Origin of the sequence: Collinsella sp. AF33-16 (assembly GCF_003475325.1) — a bacterium.
In the GTDB taxonomy this organism is placed as follows: Bacteria; Actinomycetota; Coriobacteriia; order Coriobacteriales; family Coriobacteriaceae; genus Collinsella.
In genome coordinates, this window is the sequence record NZ_QRQC01000002.1 from 124,062 (window position 1) to 143,131 (window position 19,070).

The window sequence follows — 19,070 nt, forward strand, 5'->3', positions numbered from 1 at the left end:
TCAAAAACGTGTCCCAGCGACCGTTACCATTCCGCCGGGCTCTCTATGCAAGGGCACATCATAGCGCGTAAATCAAACATTCACACCCTTTCCGCACCTACTCATTGGGGACAGACTTAAATAATCAGCCTTACCTAAGCGCCGACAGGTTGCCCAAAGAATGGTCATTTTAAGTCTGTCCCCAATGAGCAGGTCGGTGCCCTTTGTGCGGAGGTTGCTTTGTTGCTTTATACTGATGCGGTTAGACATCCATCCTGCAATCGAGGAGATTTCCATGGCATCAGACGTTCGCGTCCGCTTTGCACCCTCACCGACGGGCAAGCTGCACATCGGCGGCGCCCGCACCGCTATCTATAACTGGGCTTTCGCCCGCGCAAACGGCGGCACGTTCATTCTGCGCATCGACGACACCGATCCCACCCGTTCCACCGACGAGAACACGCAGATCATCCTGCGCGCCATGCGTTGGCTGGGCCTGGACTGGGACGAGGGTCCCGAGGTGGGCGGCGATTTTGGTCCCTACGCCCAGACCGAGCGCCTGGACCTGTACAAGCAGGCTGCCCAGAAGCTTTGGGACGAGGGCAAGGCCTATCCCTGCTTCTGCACCAAGGAGCAGCTCGACGCCGATCGCAAGGCCGCGCAGGAGCGCAAGGACCCCTTCCAGGGCTATCAGCGCCGTTGCCGCGACCTTGATCCCGAGGAGGCCCGCCGTCGCATCGAGGCCGGCGAGTCCTACGTCCTGCGCATCAAGGTGCCCGAGGACCGCGGCGACGTCGTCATCCACGACGCCGTTCACGGCGAGGTGACCTTCGACGCCAAGGAGCTCGACGACTTTGTCATCTTCCGCTCCGATGGCACGCCCACGTACAACTTCGCGACCGTCGTCGACGACGCCATGATGAAGATCACCCATGTCATCCGCGGCGACGACCACCTGTCCAACACCCCGCGCCAGGTCATGGTCTACGAGGCCCTCGGCGCGCCCGTGCCCACGTTCGCCCACATCTCCATGATCCTGGGCGCCGACGGCAAGAAGCTCTCCAAGCGCCACGGCGCAACTTCGGTGGAGGAGTACCGCGACGCCGGCTACCTTTCCGACGCCTTCGTCAACTACCTGGCGCTGCTCGGCTGGTCGCTCGACGGCGAGACCACGATCATCCCGCGCGATGTCCTGGCCAGCAAGTTCTCGCTCGACCGCATCTCCAAGAACCCTGCGACCTTCGACCCCAAGAAGCTCGACTGGGTCAACGCCGAGTACATCAACGGCATGTCCGATGCCCAGTTTGCCGACGAGATCATGGTCCCCGAGCTGCACGAGGCGGGTCTCATCGAGGGCAACGTCGAGTACGGCGAGGATTGGATCGATGCGCTTGCCGCCATCGTCAAGCCGCGCACCAAGATGCCGGCCGACGCCGTGACCGTCGCCGCTCCCATCTTTGCTACGGCCGAGACGCTCGAGTATGACGAGAAATCCGTCAACAAGGGCCTGGCCAAGGAAGGCATGGGTGCCATCCTGGACGCCGCCAAGGCCGCGCTCGAGGGCGTGGACGAGTGGGCAGCCGCGAACATTGACGCCGCGCTTGAGCCGCTTCCCGAGCAGATGGACCTCAAGAAGCGCGTGGTGTTCCAGGCCGTGCGCGTCGCCGTTTGCGGCAACATGGTGAGCCCTCCGCTGGGCGAGACCATGGCGCTCGTCGGCCGTGACGACTGTCTGGCGCGTATCGACCGCGCCCGCACGATGGCGCTGTAGTCGCTGCGCAAACGTTTGTATCCGAGCCCCGTTCACCCCGAGCGGGGCTCTTGTTTCTGTACCGATGAGTGGGTTGCTGGGACAAAATAATCAGTAGTGTTTGTCCCATGTTCGATCGACGCAACAAGCTCGACACTCGTGTCGGCCATAGGACAAACACTACTGATTATTTTGTCCCAGCCCTTTCAAGTCCGTTCGTTAGAGGTGGTGTATGGCTCAACAACTGTCGCTGTTTGGTTCGCCGGAACCGGAGGAGGCTCTGGTGAAGCTCATGCCTGCCGCTGCCTCGGCTCAGCCTAAGCCTGCACCTGAGCCCATCGCTGCCTACTCGAGCGTGGTTCTCGACATTCCTACCCGAGCGCTGTCCGAGCCATTCGCCTACGGCATTCCCGAGTCCCTTGCCAACGAGGCCCAGGTCGGATCGACGGTCCTGGTCCACTTTGGCAACCGTGCCGCCGCAGGCTACATCGTCGATATTGCGCCCGAGCTGGGCGACCTGCAAGGCAACAACGCCCTTGACCTTTCGCGCATCAAGCCTGTCGAAGCCATCCTCAGCAAACCGCTCTTTACCGCCGAGGCTGCACGCATTGCGCGCTGGATGAGCCGCGAGTATGTCGCGACGCTTTCCGAGTGCCTGCGCCTGTTTTTGCCACCGGGCGGCAGCCCGCGTGTGGTCAAGGGCGACGACGGCGTGTGGACGGTTGAACGTCCAGCCGTCAAACCCATCCAAAACCGCTGGGTGATGCTTACGCCCGAAGGCTTTGACTACACGCCACCCAAGACCGCGGTCCGCCAGCGCCAACTCATCGAGGCGCTCCAGTGCGGACCGGTCACGACGCGCGACCTCAACCTTCTCTATAACAGCATGTCGGCGACCATCAAGGCGCTCGAAAAACGCGGCGTTGTGGTGGTGGAAGAGCGCCGCGCCTGGCGTGGCTGCGGCGAGCAGACCACGCTGTCCTCGGCAAGCGGCAAAGCGCCGGTCTCCCTTACCAGTGGCCAGCAACAGGCACTCGCGCAGATTGAGCGCGCCCGTCTGGACGCTCATGGCGACGTGGTGCTGGTCGACGGCGTCACCGGCTCCGGCAAAACCGAGGTTTACCTCTCCGCCATCGAGCGCGTGCTCGCAGCCGGTCGCTCGGCCTGCGTGCTGGTGCCCGAGATTTCGCTGACGGCCCAGACCGTCGGCCGCTTCCGTTCGCGCTTTGGCGAGACGGTCGCCGTGTTCCATTCGCGGCTTTCGGCCGGCGAGCGCCTGGACCAGTGGGATATGGTTGCCAGCGGTGCGGCCCGCGTGGTCGTCGGCGCACGTTCGGCGCTCTTTTGCCCGCTTGGCGACCTGGGCCTCATCATCATTGACGAGGAGCACGAGACCAGCTACAAGCAGGGGTCCAGTCCGCGCTACCATGCGCGCGAGGTGGCAGCTGAGATGGCGCGCCGCTATCGCTGCCCGCTCGTGCTGGGGTCGGCCACGCCTTCTGCCGAGGCCCTCGACCGCTGCCGCCGCGGCATGTATAACGGTGCCACCTGGACGCGTGTCGAGATGCCCGAGCGCCCCGGACACGCCGTGCTGCCTACGGTCCGCATTGCCGACCTGCGTCGCGAGTTCGCACACGGCAGCCGCTCCATGTTCTCAAAACCCTTGATGGAGGGATTGGAGCGTGTGGTCGAGCGCCGCGAGAAGGCCGTGTTGCTGCATAACCGCCGTGGCTTTGCGCCATTCCTGATGTGCCGCGAGTGCGGCTGCGTCCCCACCTGCAACCACTGCTCCACAGCGCTTACGTATCACGAGCGCACACACACGCTGCAGTGTCACACATGCGGTTCGTCTTGGCGCGTGCAGCCGTATCCCGCGCCCACGAGCCGTTGCCCCAAATGTGGCAGTCGCTACCTGGCAAAAATGGGCCTGGGCACGCAGCAGATCGAGGACGCACTGCACCAGTTGCTTCCCGAGGACGTCGCCATTATTCGCATGGATGCCGATTCCACGCGTGGCAAGGATGCGCACAAAAAGCTGCTCGAGCAGTTCGATGCGGCGGATTGCGCCGTGTTGCTGGGTACCCAGATGATCGCTAAAGGTCTCGATTTTCCCGAGGTCACGCTCGTGGGCGTGGTCAATGCCGACTTTGCCCTCAAGATGCCCGATTTTAGAGCAGGGGAGCGCGCCTACGATCTGCTGGAGCAGGTCGCGGGCCGTGCCGGTCGCGGCGATCGTCCCGGCGAGGTCATCATCCAGACCTACCTGCCCGAGGATCCGGTTATTCGCGCCGTCGCTAAGCACGACCGTTCGATCTTTACCGACTACGACCTGGACCAGCGCCGCGAAGCCCTGTATCCACCGTTCGTGCGTCTGGTCAACATTTTGGTGTGGTCGGCGAACCGAGACGACGCGCAGGACTACATTGGGCGCATTGCAAAGCTTCTTAAGCGCCGCTGGCATGCCGCCGCGCCCGACTTTTTGCGGGCGGGGAGCGCCGTGCCCCAGGTGCTGGGCCCGGCTTCGTGTGTAATCGAGAGAGCCAAGGACCGTTACCGCTTCCATCTGCTTGTGAAGTCGCCTGCGGGGTACCATGTCTCTGATGATATCGACGCCTGCCTCAAAGAGGTGGGCTCTGTGCGCGGCGTGAGCGTGAGCGTTGACGTCGACGCCTATGATTTGATGTAACAACCTGAAAGGATGGCCATGGAAGCCAACGGAATCGTACTGTCGCCCGACCCTCGTTTGCGCCAGGAGTGCGCCGTCATCGAGGAGATCACCCCGGCGATCGAGGCGCTTGCCGAGAAGATGAAGAAGATGATGTTCGAGAACGGCGGCTGCGGCCTGGCTGCTCCGCAGATCGGCGAGCTTATTCAGCTCGTCACCATCGACTGCGACTACAGCGACAAGAACGACTACGACCCGTACGTGCTCATCAACCCTGTCATTGTTGAGCAGAGTGACCATTTGGTGCCGTTTAGCGAGGGCTGCCTGTCTATCCCCGGGATTAGCTGCGAGATTGAGCGTCCCGACCATGTCGTCGTCGAGGCGTATGATCTGGACGCCAACCTGATTCGTTATGAGGCCTCGGGCGATCTGTTCTGCGTGTGCCTGCAGCACGAGATCGACCACCTGCACGGCAACACCATGTTCGAGCGCCTTAAGCCCATGCAGAGGCTCAAGGCCGTCAAGGAGTACCAGGACGCCCTGGCCCGCGGCGCTCGACCGGGCGAGACGGAGTAGGTCCCACCGTCCCCGGTGCTGAGCGCCCACATATCATCCCGTGCTCAAACATTCTCGCTTTGCTGCGAAACTGCGCGCGGGACGATATGTGGGCGCTCAGCACCGGGGACTGCGTTGTTCTGGCTCGGTTCGCCCGGGTGCCGTCGGGCCAGGGATGGGCGTCTTCGCTGATGGGTGCTTTGCTGAAAGAGCTGCTTTTATTGCGGCTCTTTCTTTGGTTTTGGGTATATTTGTTCTTGTTGAATTGTTATTGCGGATGGACTGGTGACTTGGCTTTCCGCTGTTCTTTGTAGCCGTCTCGGCTTTGGTTGAGAGGAGACGTTCTTTATGCGTATTGTGTTTATGGGTACGCCTGATTTTGCTGTGCCTTCGCTGACTTCGCTTGTGGAGGCTGGGAATGAGATTGCGCTTGTTGTTACTCGTCCCGATGCTGTTCGTGGGCGTGGTAAGAAGCTTGAGCCGTCTCCTGTTAAGGCTAAGGCGCTTGAGCTGGGGTTGCCGGTTGTTGAGGCAAATCGTATGACGCCTGAGGTTGTTGAGGCACTTCAGGCTGCCCGGGCTGACATTTTCTGTGTAGCTGCTTATGGCTGCATTTTGCCCGATGAGGTGCTGCATATGGCGCCGCTTGGTATTGTGAATGTTCATGCTTCGCTGCTGCCTCGTTGGCGTGGGGCTGCTCCTATTCAGCGTGCCATTCTTGCTGGTGACGAGGTCGCCGGCGTTTCTATTATGCGCATTGGGCATGGCGTGGATACCGGCGCCTATTGTGCGCAGGCCTCGACCTCGGTTGCCGGTAAGCATGCCGAGGCGCTGACTATGGAGCTCGCTGAGCTCGGCGGCAAACTGCTTGCCGATATGCTTCCTTCTCTTGCCGATGGCATCGCCGTGTGGATCGAACAGGACGAGGCGCTCGTTACCCATGCTGCCAAGATTTCTAAGCAGGAGATGCGCTTGGATCCGCAAATGTCGGCGCTTGATTGCGTGCGTCATGTGCTGGCCTCATCCGATACCGCGCCTGCTCGTTGCGTGATTGCCGGCAAGACCGTGCGTGTGCTCGATGCTGCGGCGGCTGATGTGTCGCTTGGCGAGGGTCAGGTTCTCGTTCAGACTAAGCGTGTTTACCTTGGCCTTTCCGATGGCTCGGTTGAGTTGCTCGAGGTTAAGCCTGATGGCAAGCGTGCTATGGTCGCTTCTGCTTGGGCTGCTGGCCTGCAGGGTGCCGATCTTTCGTGGGGTGTTTTGTCATGAGCAAGCTGTCTCCCGCGCGCAAGCTTGCGCTCGATGTGCTGATGGAGGCCGATCGCCGTGGCATGTATGCGCGCGACGTGTTGTCTTCCCGTGCTTCCGCCAAGGCCATTGACCAGCGCGATTCTGCGTTTGCCGCTCGCTTGGCGCTCGGTGTTGCCGCCACGCAGGGTGTTTTGGACGAGCTGCTCGATCAGTTTCTCGATAAGCCCAAAAAGGTTGCGCCGCGCGTTCGCATGGCGCTTCGTATCTCGGCCTTCGAGATGCTCTACCTGCATACGCCGGGCCGTGTTGCCGTAAGTCAGGGTGTTGAACTGGTTCGTTGCGGTGCTAAGTCCGCCGCCGGCTTGGCCAATGCTGTACTGCATAAGGTTGCGGACAATGTTGAGGACTTTGCCACGGCATCCGACATGGATGAGTCCGAGCGACGCTTGGTTCGTCTGTCGCGCCTTATGGGTCTTCCTCGCTGGCTGTGCGCTCGCATTATGGCGTCGTTTGACACGCCCGAGGGTGCGCTTAACTTTGCCGGCAATCTGGCCCCCGCGCCGCTGGCCCTGCATGAGAACGCCTTTGCGACTAAGCTCGATCCGTATATTTCGCAGTTTGTGGCACCCGTGTTCCCGGGCTGCCATGCCCCGGTTGATGCCCAGGTTACCGTTGCTTCGGGTGTGTTTGAGCGTGCTGCCGCGGTGGCATCTGATCTCAACGCGCAACTTATCGCCACAGCTGCCACGCGCCCTGGTAGCTGCCTTGAGATTGGTGCTGGTCGTGGCACCAAGACCTATGTGATGATGTGCCAGGCCAAGCGTGCGGGCTATGAGCGTCAGCATACGGCGCTCGATCTGCATGATCGCAAGTGCGATCTGAATCTCGCTCGCCTGCATAAGGCCGGCATTCAGGGCGTTCGTACGGTTTCGGGTGATGCTTGCGAGCTTGATGAGGTGCTCACATCATTTGATGCCATGCTTGGCGAGCCGGTTAAGTTCGACACGGTCTTTATCGACGCGCCGTGCTCTGGCACCGGCACTATGCGCCGTCATCCCGAGATTCCGTGGCGTCTGACCGAAAAGGATGTGACGGTTGAGCTGCCCAAACTGCAGCTGACGATGCTCAAAGAGGCTGCCGCGCGCGTGGCTACTGGCGGCGAGCTCATCTATGCGACGTGCTCGGTCTTTGACGAAGAGAACACGCAGGTCGTGGATGCTTTCCTAAACTCTCCCGAGGGTACCGGTTTTAGCCTGGAGCCGCTCTCCGAGGCGCAGATCCTGCAACTGCCCGATTTCGAGCAGGCCAAGAAGCTGGTAGCCGTCCGTCAAAACGACCGTGGCCTCTTCCAAAGCGTGCCGGTAAACGCTGACTCCTACGACGGCCACTTCTGCGCCCGCCTGGTCCACAAGTAACGACTAAGTTGCGGTGAAATAGGGATTGAATAGCGGCTTCTGCCCGCCAAACAGTCCTTATTTCACCGCAACTCATAAGGAAACCTGGGCAGCTAAAGAATCAGCCCCGCGATTGGTGTTGGCGCGGGGTTGGTTGGTTTCTAGTGGTTATGCGGACAGTTGGCGCAGCAGCCGTTTGTGGCGCTGGTGCTGGAGCCACCGCTTCGCTGGTCGGTGTTGTAGAAACCGCTGCCCTCAAATTTAATACCGCTGGCCGAGAACGTCTTGACCGCCGGGGCACCGCAGCTCGGGCATAGGACCTCGGGGGTCTCGGACATGGGATGCTCAACCTCGAACACGTTGCCGCAGCTCGAGCACTTGTAATCGTAGCGCGCCATAATACTTCCTTTTCAGCACAAAGCGGGCAGATCGCTCTGCCCGCAAAAATTCAAACAGCTGTAACTGTACCCTATATCGGGGGTTTTATCACGCTTCGCCCCAGAATCTATGGGTGTTGCGCAGGAGCTGCGAAGTTTTGCCCTCGGCGGCCGCAACATCGGTTTCGTCAGCCTGCCAGGTCCAGTTGCCCGTGGCCACGCCCGGAACGTTCATGCGCGCGTCGTCGCCCAGCCCCAAGACATCTTGCAGCGGCATCATCACCAGGGGAGCGTCGCTTGCCAGCGCGTCGCTCATCAGCTTGGACGCCACCTCAACACCGCTCGGCACGTCGCCACCCGCAAAGGAACGCGTGCACCAACCGGCCAGCGTCGACGTATCGTGCGTCGAGGTGTACAGAATCTTGCCGGGCGTGGGATGCACACCGCAACGAACGTCGTAGTCGCTAAACTCCAGCACGTCCATGCCGGGGAAACCGCAGGTCGAAGCCATGGCGCGAACACCGGGCGTCAAATAGCCCAGGTCCTCGGCGATAAAGTTGAGCGGACCTAGCTCGTCGTAGGCGGTCTGAAACAGGTCCTTGTCCGGGCCCGCCAGCCAGCGACCGTCGGCGCAAGCCTTGCCCGCGGGGATACTAAAGTAGCTATGGAAGCCCAGGAAGTGGTCCAGGCGCACACGGTCGTAGAGCGAGAACGCGCGACGCAGGCGGTCCATCCACCAGCGGTAGCCGTTCTGCTTCATGTGGCCCCAGCGGAACGTCGGGTTGCCCCACACCTGGCCCTCGGGCGCAAAGTTGTCGGGCGGCGCACCGGAAATCTCAATCGCTTTGCCGGTATCGGACAACCAGAAGTTCTCGGGCTCGCTCCATGCATCGGCCGAATCGTCCGAGACATACATCGGGATATCGCCGATGACCTCGATGCCCTTCTTGTGCGCGTAGTTCATGAGCTCGCACCAGGCTAGGTCAAAGCGGTACTGCATGTACGCCTGCAGCTCTGCCTCGTCGTGGAAACGCTTGTCGTCAATCAGGTGCTCGTTGTAGCGCGCGACATCCGTCGGCCAATCGTGGCGCGACTCGCCCTTAAAGTACTTCTTAACGGCCATGTAGACGCAGTATTTCTCGAGCCAATCGGCGTTGCGATGTTTAAACGCGGTGTAGAGCGGATCGGCATCTTCGCCGCCACGTGCCTTCCAAGTCTCAAAGTCGGCCGCCAGCTCCTCGTGGCTCTCGGGCAGCAGGTCAATATTGCCCGCAAAGGCCGAAGGCCCGGCGTAAGGGGAGCGGAAGAAGTCCGTTGGGTTGACAGGCAGGACCTGCCAGTAGCGCATGCCCATAGCGGACAGATGGTCGATAAAGCGACGCGTGGGTGCGCCGATCGTGCCGGGCTTGCCGTCATCGGTCGGTACCGAGGTGATATGGCACACAACGCCCGCGCCGTGATCGAGCGGCTCCTGCAAGCGCTGCTCGGCATGGTGATAGATGATCGACGAGCCCAGCGGATACAAATCGAGCGTGACCGTGCCGTTGTGGATCTCGCACTCGTGACCGCTGATCACGTCACTCGCGCATTCGTCGAGCGCCGGAATCGTCACGCGGTGCGAATTGCGCAGACTACGGTTGATGATAACCGTCGCGGACTCGCCATCCTTGCCCGTGCGGTTGTATGCCAGCACCTCGTCGTTGAGCGCGAAGGCCTTGATCTCGCCGTCGATCATAAACGGCAGTGCGCGGCGTACGGCGGAGGCGTTTTTGACAATAGCCAGTGTGTCGAAGTCGTGCAGTTGGTCCTTGGTCGGCAGGGTGCGGCGGTTGCCCGGATCGGTTAGACCCTCCAGGCCGTATTCGTCGCCGTAGTAGATCGAAGGCACGCCGGGGAAAGTCATCTGCATGAGCGTGGCGAGCCAAAAACGGCTCTTGGCCAGGCCCATCGAGTTCTCGTCCAGGCGCCATTTGCTGCGTTCACACTCGGGCAGCTGCGACTCGTCGGGGCCGCCGCCGAGCACCGAGATAATGCGCGGACGGTCGTGGCTTGAAAGCAGATTAAGTGCGCAGGACAGGGCCTCACGGGGATAGTTCTCGCGCAGGGTTTCGATATCCTCGGCTGCCTGGTAGGCGTTCTTGTAGCCCATCAAAAAGCCGATGACCATGTCGCGGAAGGGGTAATCCATAGCAGAGTCCAGCTCGGAGCCTTGCAGATAGCGGCGCAGATGGCCGTAGCTGATCTTGTTGGAGGCGTCTTCCCAGACTTCGCCGAGCAACAGTGCATCAGGCTTCTCGGCGAGCACGGCCTTTTTGATCTCGGCCAGGAAGTCATCGGAAAGCTCGTCGGCCACGTCTAGGCGCCAGCCATGAGCGCCGGCACGTAGCCATTTACGGATCACGCCGTCCTTGCCCAGGAGCCGCTCGCGTACCAGCTCAGAGCTCTCATTGATGGCGGGCATATTGCCCACGCCCCACCAGCAGTCGTATGAGCCGTCCTTGTGGAAATAAAACGCATCGCGCCATGGCGAATCCTCGCTCTGCCACGCGCCCACGCCGGGGTAGTTGCCGTAGCGGTTGAAATAGATCGAGTCGTCACCCGTATGGTTAAAGACGCCGTCCAGAATGATGGAGATGCCCAGCTTCTCGGCCGCCTGGCACAGCTCGGTAAAGTCCTGCTCGGTGCCCAGGATCGGGTCGATCTTGGTGTAGTCGGCCGTGTCGTAGCGGTGGTTGCTCGCGGCTTCAAAAATGGGGTTGAGGTAGATGGCTGTAAAGCCCAGCTCGGCGATGCGAGGCAGGTCTTCCTGGATGCCCTTGAGCGACCCGCCGTAGAAGTCCCAGGTTTTGATGGAGCCGTCTTCGGCGCGCTCGTACACGGGCGGCTCGTTCCAGTCCTCGACCATGCGGCGCTGGATTCCGTTGCGTGGTTTTTCGACCTCGGCCAGCGTGCGCTCGCGCCAGTTTTCATCTCGGGCGTAGCGATCGGGGAAGATCTGGTAGACCATGCCGCGCTCGTACCAGGCGGGGCGGTTCTCGCGGTGTTTATAGACGGTAATCTGGAAGGACGGAACCTCGGCGTAGTCGTAGGTTACGCCCTCGCCACCGGTGCGACCTTGCGGCGCGCCCAGGCGAACCTCGGGCTGGCCCTCAATATTGCAGATAAAGCTGTACCAGATAAGACAGGGCTCGGTGCACTCAAGCTCTACGGTAAATATGCCGTCGCCCTCGTGCGTCATGGGATACCGAGACTCACCGACCTCATCGACCCAGGTACGCAGCGTAAGCGTTGCCTGATTGGGGTCGGCATCCTCCAGAATCACGGAGAGCGAAAGGGTAGTTCCAGTGGTCACAGCGCCAAACGGAGTGCGAAACTGCGGCAGACGGCTGTTGTGAATCAATCTCATAGTACGGTCCAGTTCTATACAATCATGGCCAGCGGGCCATGGGTTTTACGCACAGGATGTAAGTATATCTGTTGTACGCAGGCTGTATAAACAACATCCGTTTACCATCGGCGAACGGTTGTCCTAGAAAATCGTTTTACCATCCAAACTATCGCGATATTTAAAAACGCCTATACCGATACTATTTGTAGCCAAACAAAAGTACTGCGATTTACTACGACGAATTGAATGATCTCAACCACTGTCAATTTGGTGATATTAAAACCGCAGGTAGAAGTGTTACCAATTTCGTAGATTGATCGTTGTGGTCGGCCGGAGCCATTTTATCGTAGTAAACCGGCCTTCTTTTTAATACAGAAGTTCAACCAAGAAGAGGGCGCCTGGTTGGGGCGCCCTCCTTTGCGTTGAGGATTAAGTTTCAATCGTCCGGATTAGCGGCGCTTGCGGGTGGCAGTTGCCTTGCGTACGGAGGTCTTCTTGGTCGGGGCCTTTTCCTCAGTGGGGGCGGCGGGGGAGACCGGGGTCTCCTTGGCGGGCTTGGCCTTTGCCGTAGCCTTGGGAGCGGTCTTGACCTCTGCGGCCTTCGGCGCAGGCTTGGCCTTTACTGCGGGTTTGGCCTCGGCCTTAGCTTCCGCCTTAGGAGCAGCAGCCTTTGCCGTGGTCTTCTTGGCCGTCGTCGTGCGCTTTCGCGTGGTGGTCTTGGCAGCGGGCTTGTCCTCGACGGTTGCCTCCGCCTTGGACTCTGCAGGCGTCTCCTCGACCTTGGCTGCCGGCTTTGCGGCTGCCTTGGTCGCGGCGGCCTTGGTAGCCGTCGCCTTCGTAGCTGTAGTCTTCTTGGCTGCCGTTGCCTTCTTGGCGGTCGCGGTTGTCTTCTTGGCAGCGGTCTTTGCCGGAGCCTTGGCGGCCGGTTTGGCCTCAGCGACCTCGGCCTTTACCTCGGGAGCAGCCTCGGCCTCGGCGGCCTTCTTGGCAGCGGCGGTCGTGCGCTTGCGCGTGGTGGTTGTCTTGGCAGCCGTTGTTTTAGTCGCGGCAGCTTTGGTCGTCGTAGCCTTCTTAGCGGTCGTCTTGCGGGTCGTGGTCTTCTTAGCTGCGGGCTTTACAGCAGGCTTGACCTCGACCTCTGCCTTGGGAGCAACCTCAGCCTTCACCTCAGGCTCGGCCTTTGCGGGCTCAGCCTCAACAGGCTTCTCCTCGGCCTTGGGCTCCTCAGCGGCCACCGGCTCAGCAACAGCCTCAGGCTCGTCGACAACAGCCACCGGGCGCTCGATCTCCGGGTGCATAAAGAAGTACAGGTCCAGATACTTATCGGCCGAGCGCGTCCAGCTAAAGTCCTGGCTCATGGCCTGCGTTACCAGCTGGTTCCAGGCGTCGCGGTTATCCCAGAACAGACGCGCCGCGCGGAACACGGCGTCGCCCATCTCGTCGCCGTTAAAGTTGGTAAACGAGAAGCCCGTGCCTTCGCCAGTAAACTCGTTATACGGAATCACAGTGTCTTTCAGGCCGCCGGTCTCGCGCACGATAGGCAGGGTGCCGTAGCGCATGGCGATGATCTGCGACAGGCCGCAGGGCTCAAACTTCGAAGGCATTAGGAACATGTCGGCGGCGGCATACATGCGCTGCGACAGCGCAGGATCGAACTCGATGCGTGCGGCCATGGTGCCGGGGTACTTGCCCTGGAAGTAGCGTAGACCGTCCTCGTAGTCGCGGTCGCCGGTGCCCAGCACCGCCACCTGCACGCCGCCGGCCAAAATGCGGTCGAGCGCGTACATGACCAGATCCATGCCCTTCTGGCGCGTCAGGCGTGTGACCATTACCATGAGCGGACGATCGTCACGAACCTCGAGCCCCAGCTCCTCCTGCAGCTTGGCCTTGCACACGGCCTTACCAGAACGGTCCTCCACGGTGTAGTTGGCGGCAATGCGCTTGTCGGTCGCCGGGTCAAAGCCCGCCACGTCAATGCCATTCAAAATGCCCTGCAGCGCATAGGAGCGCTCGCGCAGCACGCCGTCCAGGCCCTCGCCAAACTCGGGCGTCTGGATCTCGCTGGCATAGGTGGGGCTCACCGTGGTTATGGCGTCGGCATAGCGCAGGGCGCCCAGCATGTAGTTGATGCTGCAGGCGTCGCAACGCAGCTGCGAGGCGGCCGCCGGAATGTGTGCCACACCCAGGATGTCCTCCATCACGGTGTCGCTAAACTGGCCCTGGAACGCCACGTTGTGGATCGAGAACACGGTCTTGACGCGGTCATACAGCGGCAGGCCCTGGTAAAACTCGCGCAAAAACACGGGCGCAAGTGCCGTCTGCCAGTCATTGCAGTGCAGGATGTCGCACTCAAAGCCGGCCGGCAGGTGCTGCAGGCTCTCGGTGATGGCCTTGGAGAAGAACGCAAAGCGCTCGCCGTCGTCAAAGAAGCCGTACGGATAGTCGCGCGCAAAGTAGCGCTCGTTGTCGATGAACATATAGGTGACGCCGTCGTGCTCGAGCTTCTCGAGTCCGCAGTACTCGTTGCGCCAGCCCAGACTCACGTAAAAGTCGGAGAAGTGCTCCATCTGCGCCTTGTACTCGTCCTTTATGGTGGCGTACTTGGGCACCATCACGATAACTTCGGCGCCGGCGCGCACAAGCGCCGCAGGCAGCGAGCCTGCCACGTCGCCCAGGCCACCGGTCTTCACAAACGGTGCGCACTCGGCCGAGGCAAACACGATCTGCATCTTTTTGCTGGAATCAGCCATATTGTCTCCCATGTTGCAATTCGAGAATAGCCGCCTGGCGCTAACCGGGCGGCTATTCTACATGTTACGAGCGATGTTGCGGTGCCAACGTTAACGTACGATGGTGGTGTCAGAAGTTAACGGAGCCTTGCCCAGCACCAGGATGTTCTCGGGCGTGCCGCGAAGCTCGGTGTTGGTGGGGACCACGTTGTTCTTGTCCAGAATGGCATTCTCGACACGTGCGCCGCTCTTGATGATGCAGCTCTGGTTGATGATCGAGTTGGTGACCGAGGCGCCCTCCTCGACCACGACGCCGCGCGACAGGATCGAATTGCGCACGGTGCCCTTGATGATGCAGCCGGCCGAGATGATCGAGTTGCACGCGTGGCTACCGGTCGCATAGCGCGAAGGCGGCACGTCGTGGGCCTTGGTCAGGATCGGGCGCTCGGGATCGAAGAGCTGATCGGCCACGGTCTGGTCGAGCAGGTCCATGCTGCGGCGATACAGCGACTTCTCGCTAAACACGCCCACGACCTCGCCCTTGTACTCGTAGCTGCACACGTCGATGTTGCCAAAGTCGCCCTGGAGCGCCTCGAGCAGGTCCAGATAGTCGGCGGCCTGGTAGTGGTCGATAATCTCGAGCAGCGTCTCGCGGTTGACGATGCAGCAGTCCATGGAGGCGTTGTCGCCGTACACGACGCCGGCGCTCACGCCCGTCAGGCGGCCGTTCTCGTTAATCTCGAGCTTGGTCTCGTCTTCGACATTGCGCGTGGCCTTGCAGTACACCACGGTCATCTGGGCGCCGGAGTTCTCGTGCGCCTCGATGATGGTGTTGAGGTCCATGTTAAAGATGATGTTGGTGCCCATCATCACAACATAGGGCATGTCCGAGCGCTGGAACAGCGTCTTGTTGGAGATGATGTCGCGCAGCAGGAAGCGCATGCCGCCCTTGGTGGTGCCATACGCGTTGCCGGGCACCATGAACAGGCCGCCCTTCTTGCGGTCCAGGCCCCAGTCCTTGCCCGAGCCCACGTGGTCGATCAGCGAGCGGTAGTTACCCGGCATGACGACGCCGACAGTCTTAATGCCGGCATTCATCATGTTGGACAGCGGGAAGTCGATCAGTCGGTAGCGGCCCAAAAACGGAACGGATGCGATGGGGCGGTCCTTGAGCAGCACGCTGCCGTAGGTCGAAGAGTAGTTAGCGGTGATATAACCGATGGCCTTGCGATTGATCATCGGATCATTCCCCCTTCCCGATAACGACGTCATTTCCAACGACGGCCGTATCCTTGGTGGTATCGACAGAGCCGAGCTTCACGCCCTCTTCGACCGTGGAGTTCTCGCCCAAAATAGCGCGGCAGATGTGCGCGCCGCTCTTAACGTGCGCACCCGGCAGCAGCACGGAGTCCTCGACCACGGCGCGCTCCTCGATGATGACATCGGTCGAAAGGATCGAGTGGCGAGCGGTGCCGTAGATCTTGCAGCCGTTGGAGACCAGGCAGTCGTCCAGGCGGCCGTCAGGGCCAATGTAGTGCGGCGGACGCGTGGTGATGTTGGACATGATGGGGAAGTTCTTGTCGAACAGATCGAACTCGGGGTTGTTACCCAGCAGGTCCATCGAGGTCTCATGGAAGCTGGCGATGGTGCCGACGTCCTTCCAGAAGCCGTGGAACTCGTAGCTGTACAGGCGCTTGTTCTCACCGAGCAGCTTGGGGATGATGTCCTTGCCAAAGTCGTGGCTCGAGCGCTGGTCCAGAGCGTCCTCCTCGAGCGCCTCGATCAGCACGTCGGCCGAGAAGATGTAGATGCCCATGGACGCGAGGTTCGAATCGGGCTTCTCGGGCTTCTCGGTGAACTTGGTGATGCGGCCGTCTTCGGGGTCGGTGGTCAGGATGCCAAAGCGGCTGGCTTCCTCCCACGGCACGGGCATAACGCTCACCGTGAGGTCGGCGTTGTTCTCAATGTGCGTCTTAAGCATCTTGCGGTAGTCCATGCGATACAGGTGATCGCCCGAAAGAATCAGGACGTACTTGGGGTCGTTGGCCTTGATGTAGTCGAGGTTCTGCGTAATGGCGTCGGCCGTTCCCGCATACCAGGCGCCGCCGGTCTGCGTCTCGTACGGCGGCAGGATCGACACGCCGCCGTCGCGGCTGTCCAGATCCCACGCCTCGCCGGAGCCCACGTAGGCATGCAGCAGGTAGGGACGGTACTGCGTCAGAACGCCCACCGTGTCGATGCCCGAGTTGGAGCAGTTGGACAGCGAAAAGTCGATAATGCGGAACTTGCCACCAAAGCTAACCGCCGGCTTGGCGATCTTTTGGGTGAGTGCCCCCAATCGGCTGCCCTGTCCTCCTGCGAGGAGCATCGCGATGCATTCTTTCTTACTCATCGATTTCTCCTTCTGTCATCGATGTTCCTAAACCCATTAGCGACGGGCGCGGCGCAGCGTCGCGCCCGTCGAGTAATGCCGTGCGGCAAAGGGAGCTCGCGCGCCTTTACGCGTGCCAGATCTCGTCGCGGTACTCGCGGATGGTGCGGTCGCTCGAGAACCAGCCGGAGGAGGCGGTGTTGAGCAGGGCCTTGCGGTTCCAGGTCTCCTGGTCGCCGTAGCTGCCCGTGAGCGCCTCCCACGCATCCACGTAGCTGCGGAAGTCGGCCATGACCAGGTCGGGGTCGTTGTTGTTCATGAGCTCGTTGTAGATGCTCTCGAAGTTGCCCGAAAGACCCGCAAAGGTGTTGTCCTTGAGCTCGTCCATCACGCGGCCCAGACGCTCGCGATCGCTGTTGAGCGTATCCCACGCAAAGTAGCTGTTCGACGCCCAGAGCTGCTCGACCTCGGGGGCGGTCAGGCCAAAGATGGCCTCGTTCTCGCGGCCGGCCAGGTCGGCGATCTCGATGTTGGCGCCGTCGAGGGTGCCCAGCGTAATGGCGCCGTTCATCATGAGCTTCATGTTGGACGTGCCCGAGGCCTCCTTGCCGGCCGTGGAGATCTGCTCCGAGATCTCGGCGGCGGGGTAGATGAGCTGGGCGTTGCTCACGCGGAAGTTGGGGATAAAGCAGACCTTCATGACCTCGTTGACGCGGGCGTCGTTGTTGATGACGTCGGCCACGGAGTTAATGAGGCGGATGGTCTCCTTGGCAAAGGTATAGCTCGAGGCAGCCTTGCCGCTAAAGATGAAGGTCGTCGGCGTCACGTGGAAGTTGGGGTCGGCGATGCGACGGTTGTAGATATCCATCACCTTCATGATGTTCATGAGCTGGCGCTTGTAGGCGTGGAAGCGCTTAACCTGAACATCGAAGACGGTGTTGGGGTCGATGACCAGACCGGTCTCGGCCTTAACGTAGGCGGCCAGACGCTCCTTGTTAGCGCGCTTGGAGGCACCCACGGCCTTAAGGAACTCGGTGTCGTCCTTAAACTCCTTGAGCTTCTCCAGCTCAAAGGCGTCCTTGAGCCAACCATCGCCAATGGCCTCGGTCACGAGCTTGGCGTAGGTGGGGTTGGCCTCGGCAAAGAAGCGACGGTGCGAGATACCGTTGGTCTTGTTGTTGAACTTCTCGGGCGTCAGGGCATAGAAGTCCTTGAGCACAATGTTCTTGATGATGTCGGAGTGAATCTTGGCCACGCCGTTGACGCTGTGGCTGCAGATCACGGACAGGTTGGCCATGCGAATCTCGCCGTCCCACAGGATGGCGGTCTGGCGCAGACGCTCCTGCCAGCCCTCCTGCGTGGTATCGAACGACTCGTGCCAACGACGGCTGATCTCGTCGATGATCTGGTACACGCGGGGGAGGAGCTTGGAGAACGTGCCGATGGGCCACTTCTCCAGAGCCTCGGGCAGGATGGTGTGGTTGGTGTAGCTCACGACCTGCGTCACGATGTTCCAGGCGTCATCCCATTCGAGCTTCTTCTCGTCGATGAGGATGCGCATGAGCTCGGGACCGCACATGGCGGGGTGGGTATCGTTGGTGTGGATGGCAACAAACTGCGGCAGCAGCTCCCAGTTCTCGCCGTGCTCCTTCTCAAAGGTGTCGAGCAGGCTGTAGATGCCGGCCGAGACAAACAGGTACTCCTGCTTCAGGCGCAGCAGACGGCCGTGCTCGCCGGCGTCGTTGGGGTAGAGGATGGCGCTGATGGCCTCGGCTTCGGCGCGCTCGGCGTCGGCCAGGGCATAGTCGCCGCGGTTGAAGGCCTCCAGGTCAAAGTGCTCCTCGACCGGCTCGGCGGCCCAGACGCGCAGCTTGTTGACGGTCTCGCCGGCATAGCCCACCACGGGGATGTCGTAGGGGACGGCCAGGATGTCCTGCGTGTCCACCGTGCGGTAGAACGTGCGGCCGTCCTCCTCAAAGCCTTCGACGCGGCCACCAAACTTGATGGTCACGGCCTTGTCCTGACGACGCACCTCCCAGGGATAGCCGTGGGTGAGCCACTCATCGGTGGCCTCGACCTGGCTGCCGTTAACGATTTCCTGCTTAAACAGGCCGTAGCGGTAGCGCATGCCGTTGCCGTAGCCGGCGATGCCCTCGGCTGCCATGGAATCCAGGAAGCATGCGGCCAGACGGCCCAGGCCACCGTTGCCCAGGGCCGGATCGGGCTCCTGGTTCTCGATGACGGACAGGTCAAAGCCCATGTCGTCGAGCGCCTCGGCGACCATGTCGCGCACGCCAAAGTTGAGCAGGTAGTTGTCGAGCAGGCGGCCGATCAAAAACTCGATCGAGAAGTAGTACACGCGCTTCTTGCCCTCGGCGGACACGCGGGCGTCGCTGGTGGTGGCCACGGTGCGTGCCTTCTCGGCCACGAGCTTGGCCAAGGCGTTAAAGCGGTCCAGGTCGCTGGCGGTCTCGACGCTCTTGCCGCTGATGCTCATGACGGCTTCGCGATAGAGCTCGGTAAACTCCTGCTTGTTGTCGAAGATCTTATTCATACGTTCCTTTCCCCCGGGGATGTTTCTCCCGGAACGGTTATGACTTGTATCCTACGC

11 protein-coding genes are annotated in these 19,070 nt (G+C 61.0%); 5 read left to right on the plus strand and 6 right to left on the minus strand.

All coding sequences use genetic code 11. From position 1 onward, the window contains the following. The first annotated feature begins 274 nt into the window (after positions 1-274). From gltX to DWZ52_RS01650, 5 genes are all read left to right on the plus strand, one after another. A complete protein-coding gene (gene gltX / locus DWZ52_RS01630) occupies positions 275-1,750 on the plus strand; it encodes a glutamate--tRNA ligase (protein WP_118384746.1) in 1,476 nt (491 codons plus the stop codon). Between the two features lie 211 nt (positions 1,751-1,961). After that, on the plus strand, positions 1,962-4,415 hold the full coding sequence (gene priA / locus DWZ52_RS01635) for a primosomal protein N' (RefSeq protein ID WP_118384747.1): 2,454 nt from the start codon (positions 1,962-1,964) through the stop codon (positions 4,413-4,415). Positions 4,416-4,433: 18 nt separating this feature from the next. Further along, entirely contained in the window at positions 4,434-4,970 is a 537-nt protein-coding gene (gene def, locus DWZ52_RS01640; protein WP_118384748.1) for a peptide deformylase, read from the plus strand. 327 nt (positions 4,971-5,297) lie between these two features. Next, positions 5,298-6,218 (plus strand): methionyl-tRNA formyltransferase, encoded by a 921-nt coding sequence (gene fmt / locus DWZ52_RS01645; RefSeq protein ID WP_118384749.1) that lies wholly within the window; start codon positions 5,298-5,300, stop codon positions 6,216-6,218. Then, a complete protein-coding gene (locus tag DWZ52_RS01650) occupies positions 6,215-7,615 on the plus strand; it encodes an RsmB/NOP family class I SAM-dependent RNA methyltransferase (protein ID WP_118384750.1) in 1,401 nt (466 codons plus the stop codon). Before fmt ends, DWZ52_RS01650 begins: the two co-directional genes overlap by 4 nt. A gap of 140 nt (positions 7,616-7,755) precedes the next feature. Here DWZ52_RS01650 and DWZ52_RS01655 read toward each other — a convergent pair whose 3' ends face one another. The 6 genes from DWZ52_RS01655 to DWZ52_RS01680 form a co-directional block, all read right to left on the minus strand. Further along, complete coding sequence (locus tag DWZ52_RS01655) at positions 7,756-7,992, minus strand: FmdB family zinc ribbon protein (RefSeq protein WP_118384751.1); 237 nt, start codon at positions 7,990-7,992, stop codon at positions 7,756-7,758. 88 nt (positions 7,993-8,080) lie between these two features. Beyond that, the gene (locus DWZ52_RS01660; protein WP_118384752.1) at positions 8,081-11,377 is read right to left on the minus strand and encodes a 4-alpha-glucanotransferase; all 3,297 of its coding nucleotides are present in this window, start codon (positions 11,375-11,377) and stop codon (positions 8,081-8,083) included. 431 nt (positions 11,378-11,808) lie between these two features. Beyond that, entirely contained in the window at positions 11,809-14,109 is a 2,301-nt protein-coding gene (gene glgA, locus DWZ52_RS01665) for a glycogen synthase GlgA (RefSeq protein WP_199579059.1), read from the minus strand. A gap of 90 nt (positions 14,110-14,199) precedes the next feature. Continuing rightward, positions 14,200-15,327, minus strand: coding sequence for a glucose-1-phosphate adenylyltransferase subunit GlgD (gene glgD, locus DWZ52_RS01670; protein ID WP_118384753.1), 1,128 nt, complete (start codon positions 15,325-15,327; stop codon positions 14,200-14,202). 4 nt (positions 15,328-15,331) lie between these two features. Next, on the minus strand, positions 15,332-16,480 hold the full coding sequence (locus DWZ52_RS01675; protein ID WP_035138263.1) for a glucose-1-phosphate adenylyltransferase: 1,149 nt from the start codon (positions 16,478-16,480) through the stop codon (positions 15,332-15,334). Positions 16,481-16,586: 106 nt separating this feature from the next. Continuing rightward, a complete protein-coding gene (locus tag DWZ52_RS01680; RefSeq protein WP_118384754.1) occupies positions 16,587-19,013 on the minus strand; it encodes a glycogen/starch/alpha-glucan phosphorylase in 2,427 nt (808 codons plus the stop codon). Positions 19,014-19,070: the final 57 nt, after the last annotated feature.

Bases quoted from the DNA above. Each gene is read 5' to 3' on its own strand.
- gltX (WP_118384746.1), top strand. From the start codon at position 275: ATGGCATCAGACGTTCGCGTCCGCTTTGCACCCTCACCGACGGGCAAG.
- priA (WP_118384747.1), top strand. From the start codon at position 1,962: ATGGCTCAACAACTGTCGCTGTTTGGTTCGCCGGAACCGGAGGAGGCT.
- def (WP_118384748.1), top strand. From the start codon at position 4,434: ATGGAAGCCAACGGAATCGTACTGTCGCCCGACCCTCGTTTGCGCCAG.
- fmt (WP_118384749.1), top strand. From the start codon at position 5,298: ATGCGTATTGTGTTTATGGGTACGCCTGATTTTGCTGTGCCTTCGCTG.
- DWZ52_RS01650 (WP_118384750.1), top strand. From the start codon at position 6,215: ATGAGCAAGCTGTCTCCCGCGCGCAAGCTTGCGCTCGATGTGCTGATG.
- DWZ52_RS01655 (WP_118384751.1), bottom strand. From the start codon at position 7,992: ATGGCGCGCTACGATTACAAGTGCTCGAGCTGCGGCAACGTGTTCGAG.
- DWZ52_RS01660 (WP_118384752.1), bottom strand. From the start codon at position 11,377: ATGAGATTGATTCACAACAGCCGTCTGCCGCAGTTTCGCACTCCGTTT.
- glgA (WP_199579059.1), bottom strand. From the start codon at position 14,109: ATGGCTGATTCCAGCAAAAAGATGCAGATCGTGTTTGCCTCGGCCGAG.
- glgD (WP_118384753.1), bottom strand. From the start codon at position 15,327: ATGATCAATCGCAAGGCCATCGGTTATATCACCGCTAACTACTCTTCG.
- DWZ52_RS01675 (WP_035138263.1), bottom strand. From the start codon at position 16,480: ATGAGTAAGAAAGAATGCATCGCGATGCTCCTCGCAGGAGGACAGGGC.
- DWZ52_RS01680 (WP_118384754.1), bottom strand. From the start codon at position 19,013: ATGAATAAGATCTTCGACAACAAGCAGGAGTTTACCGAGCTCTATCGC.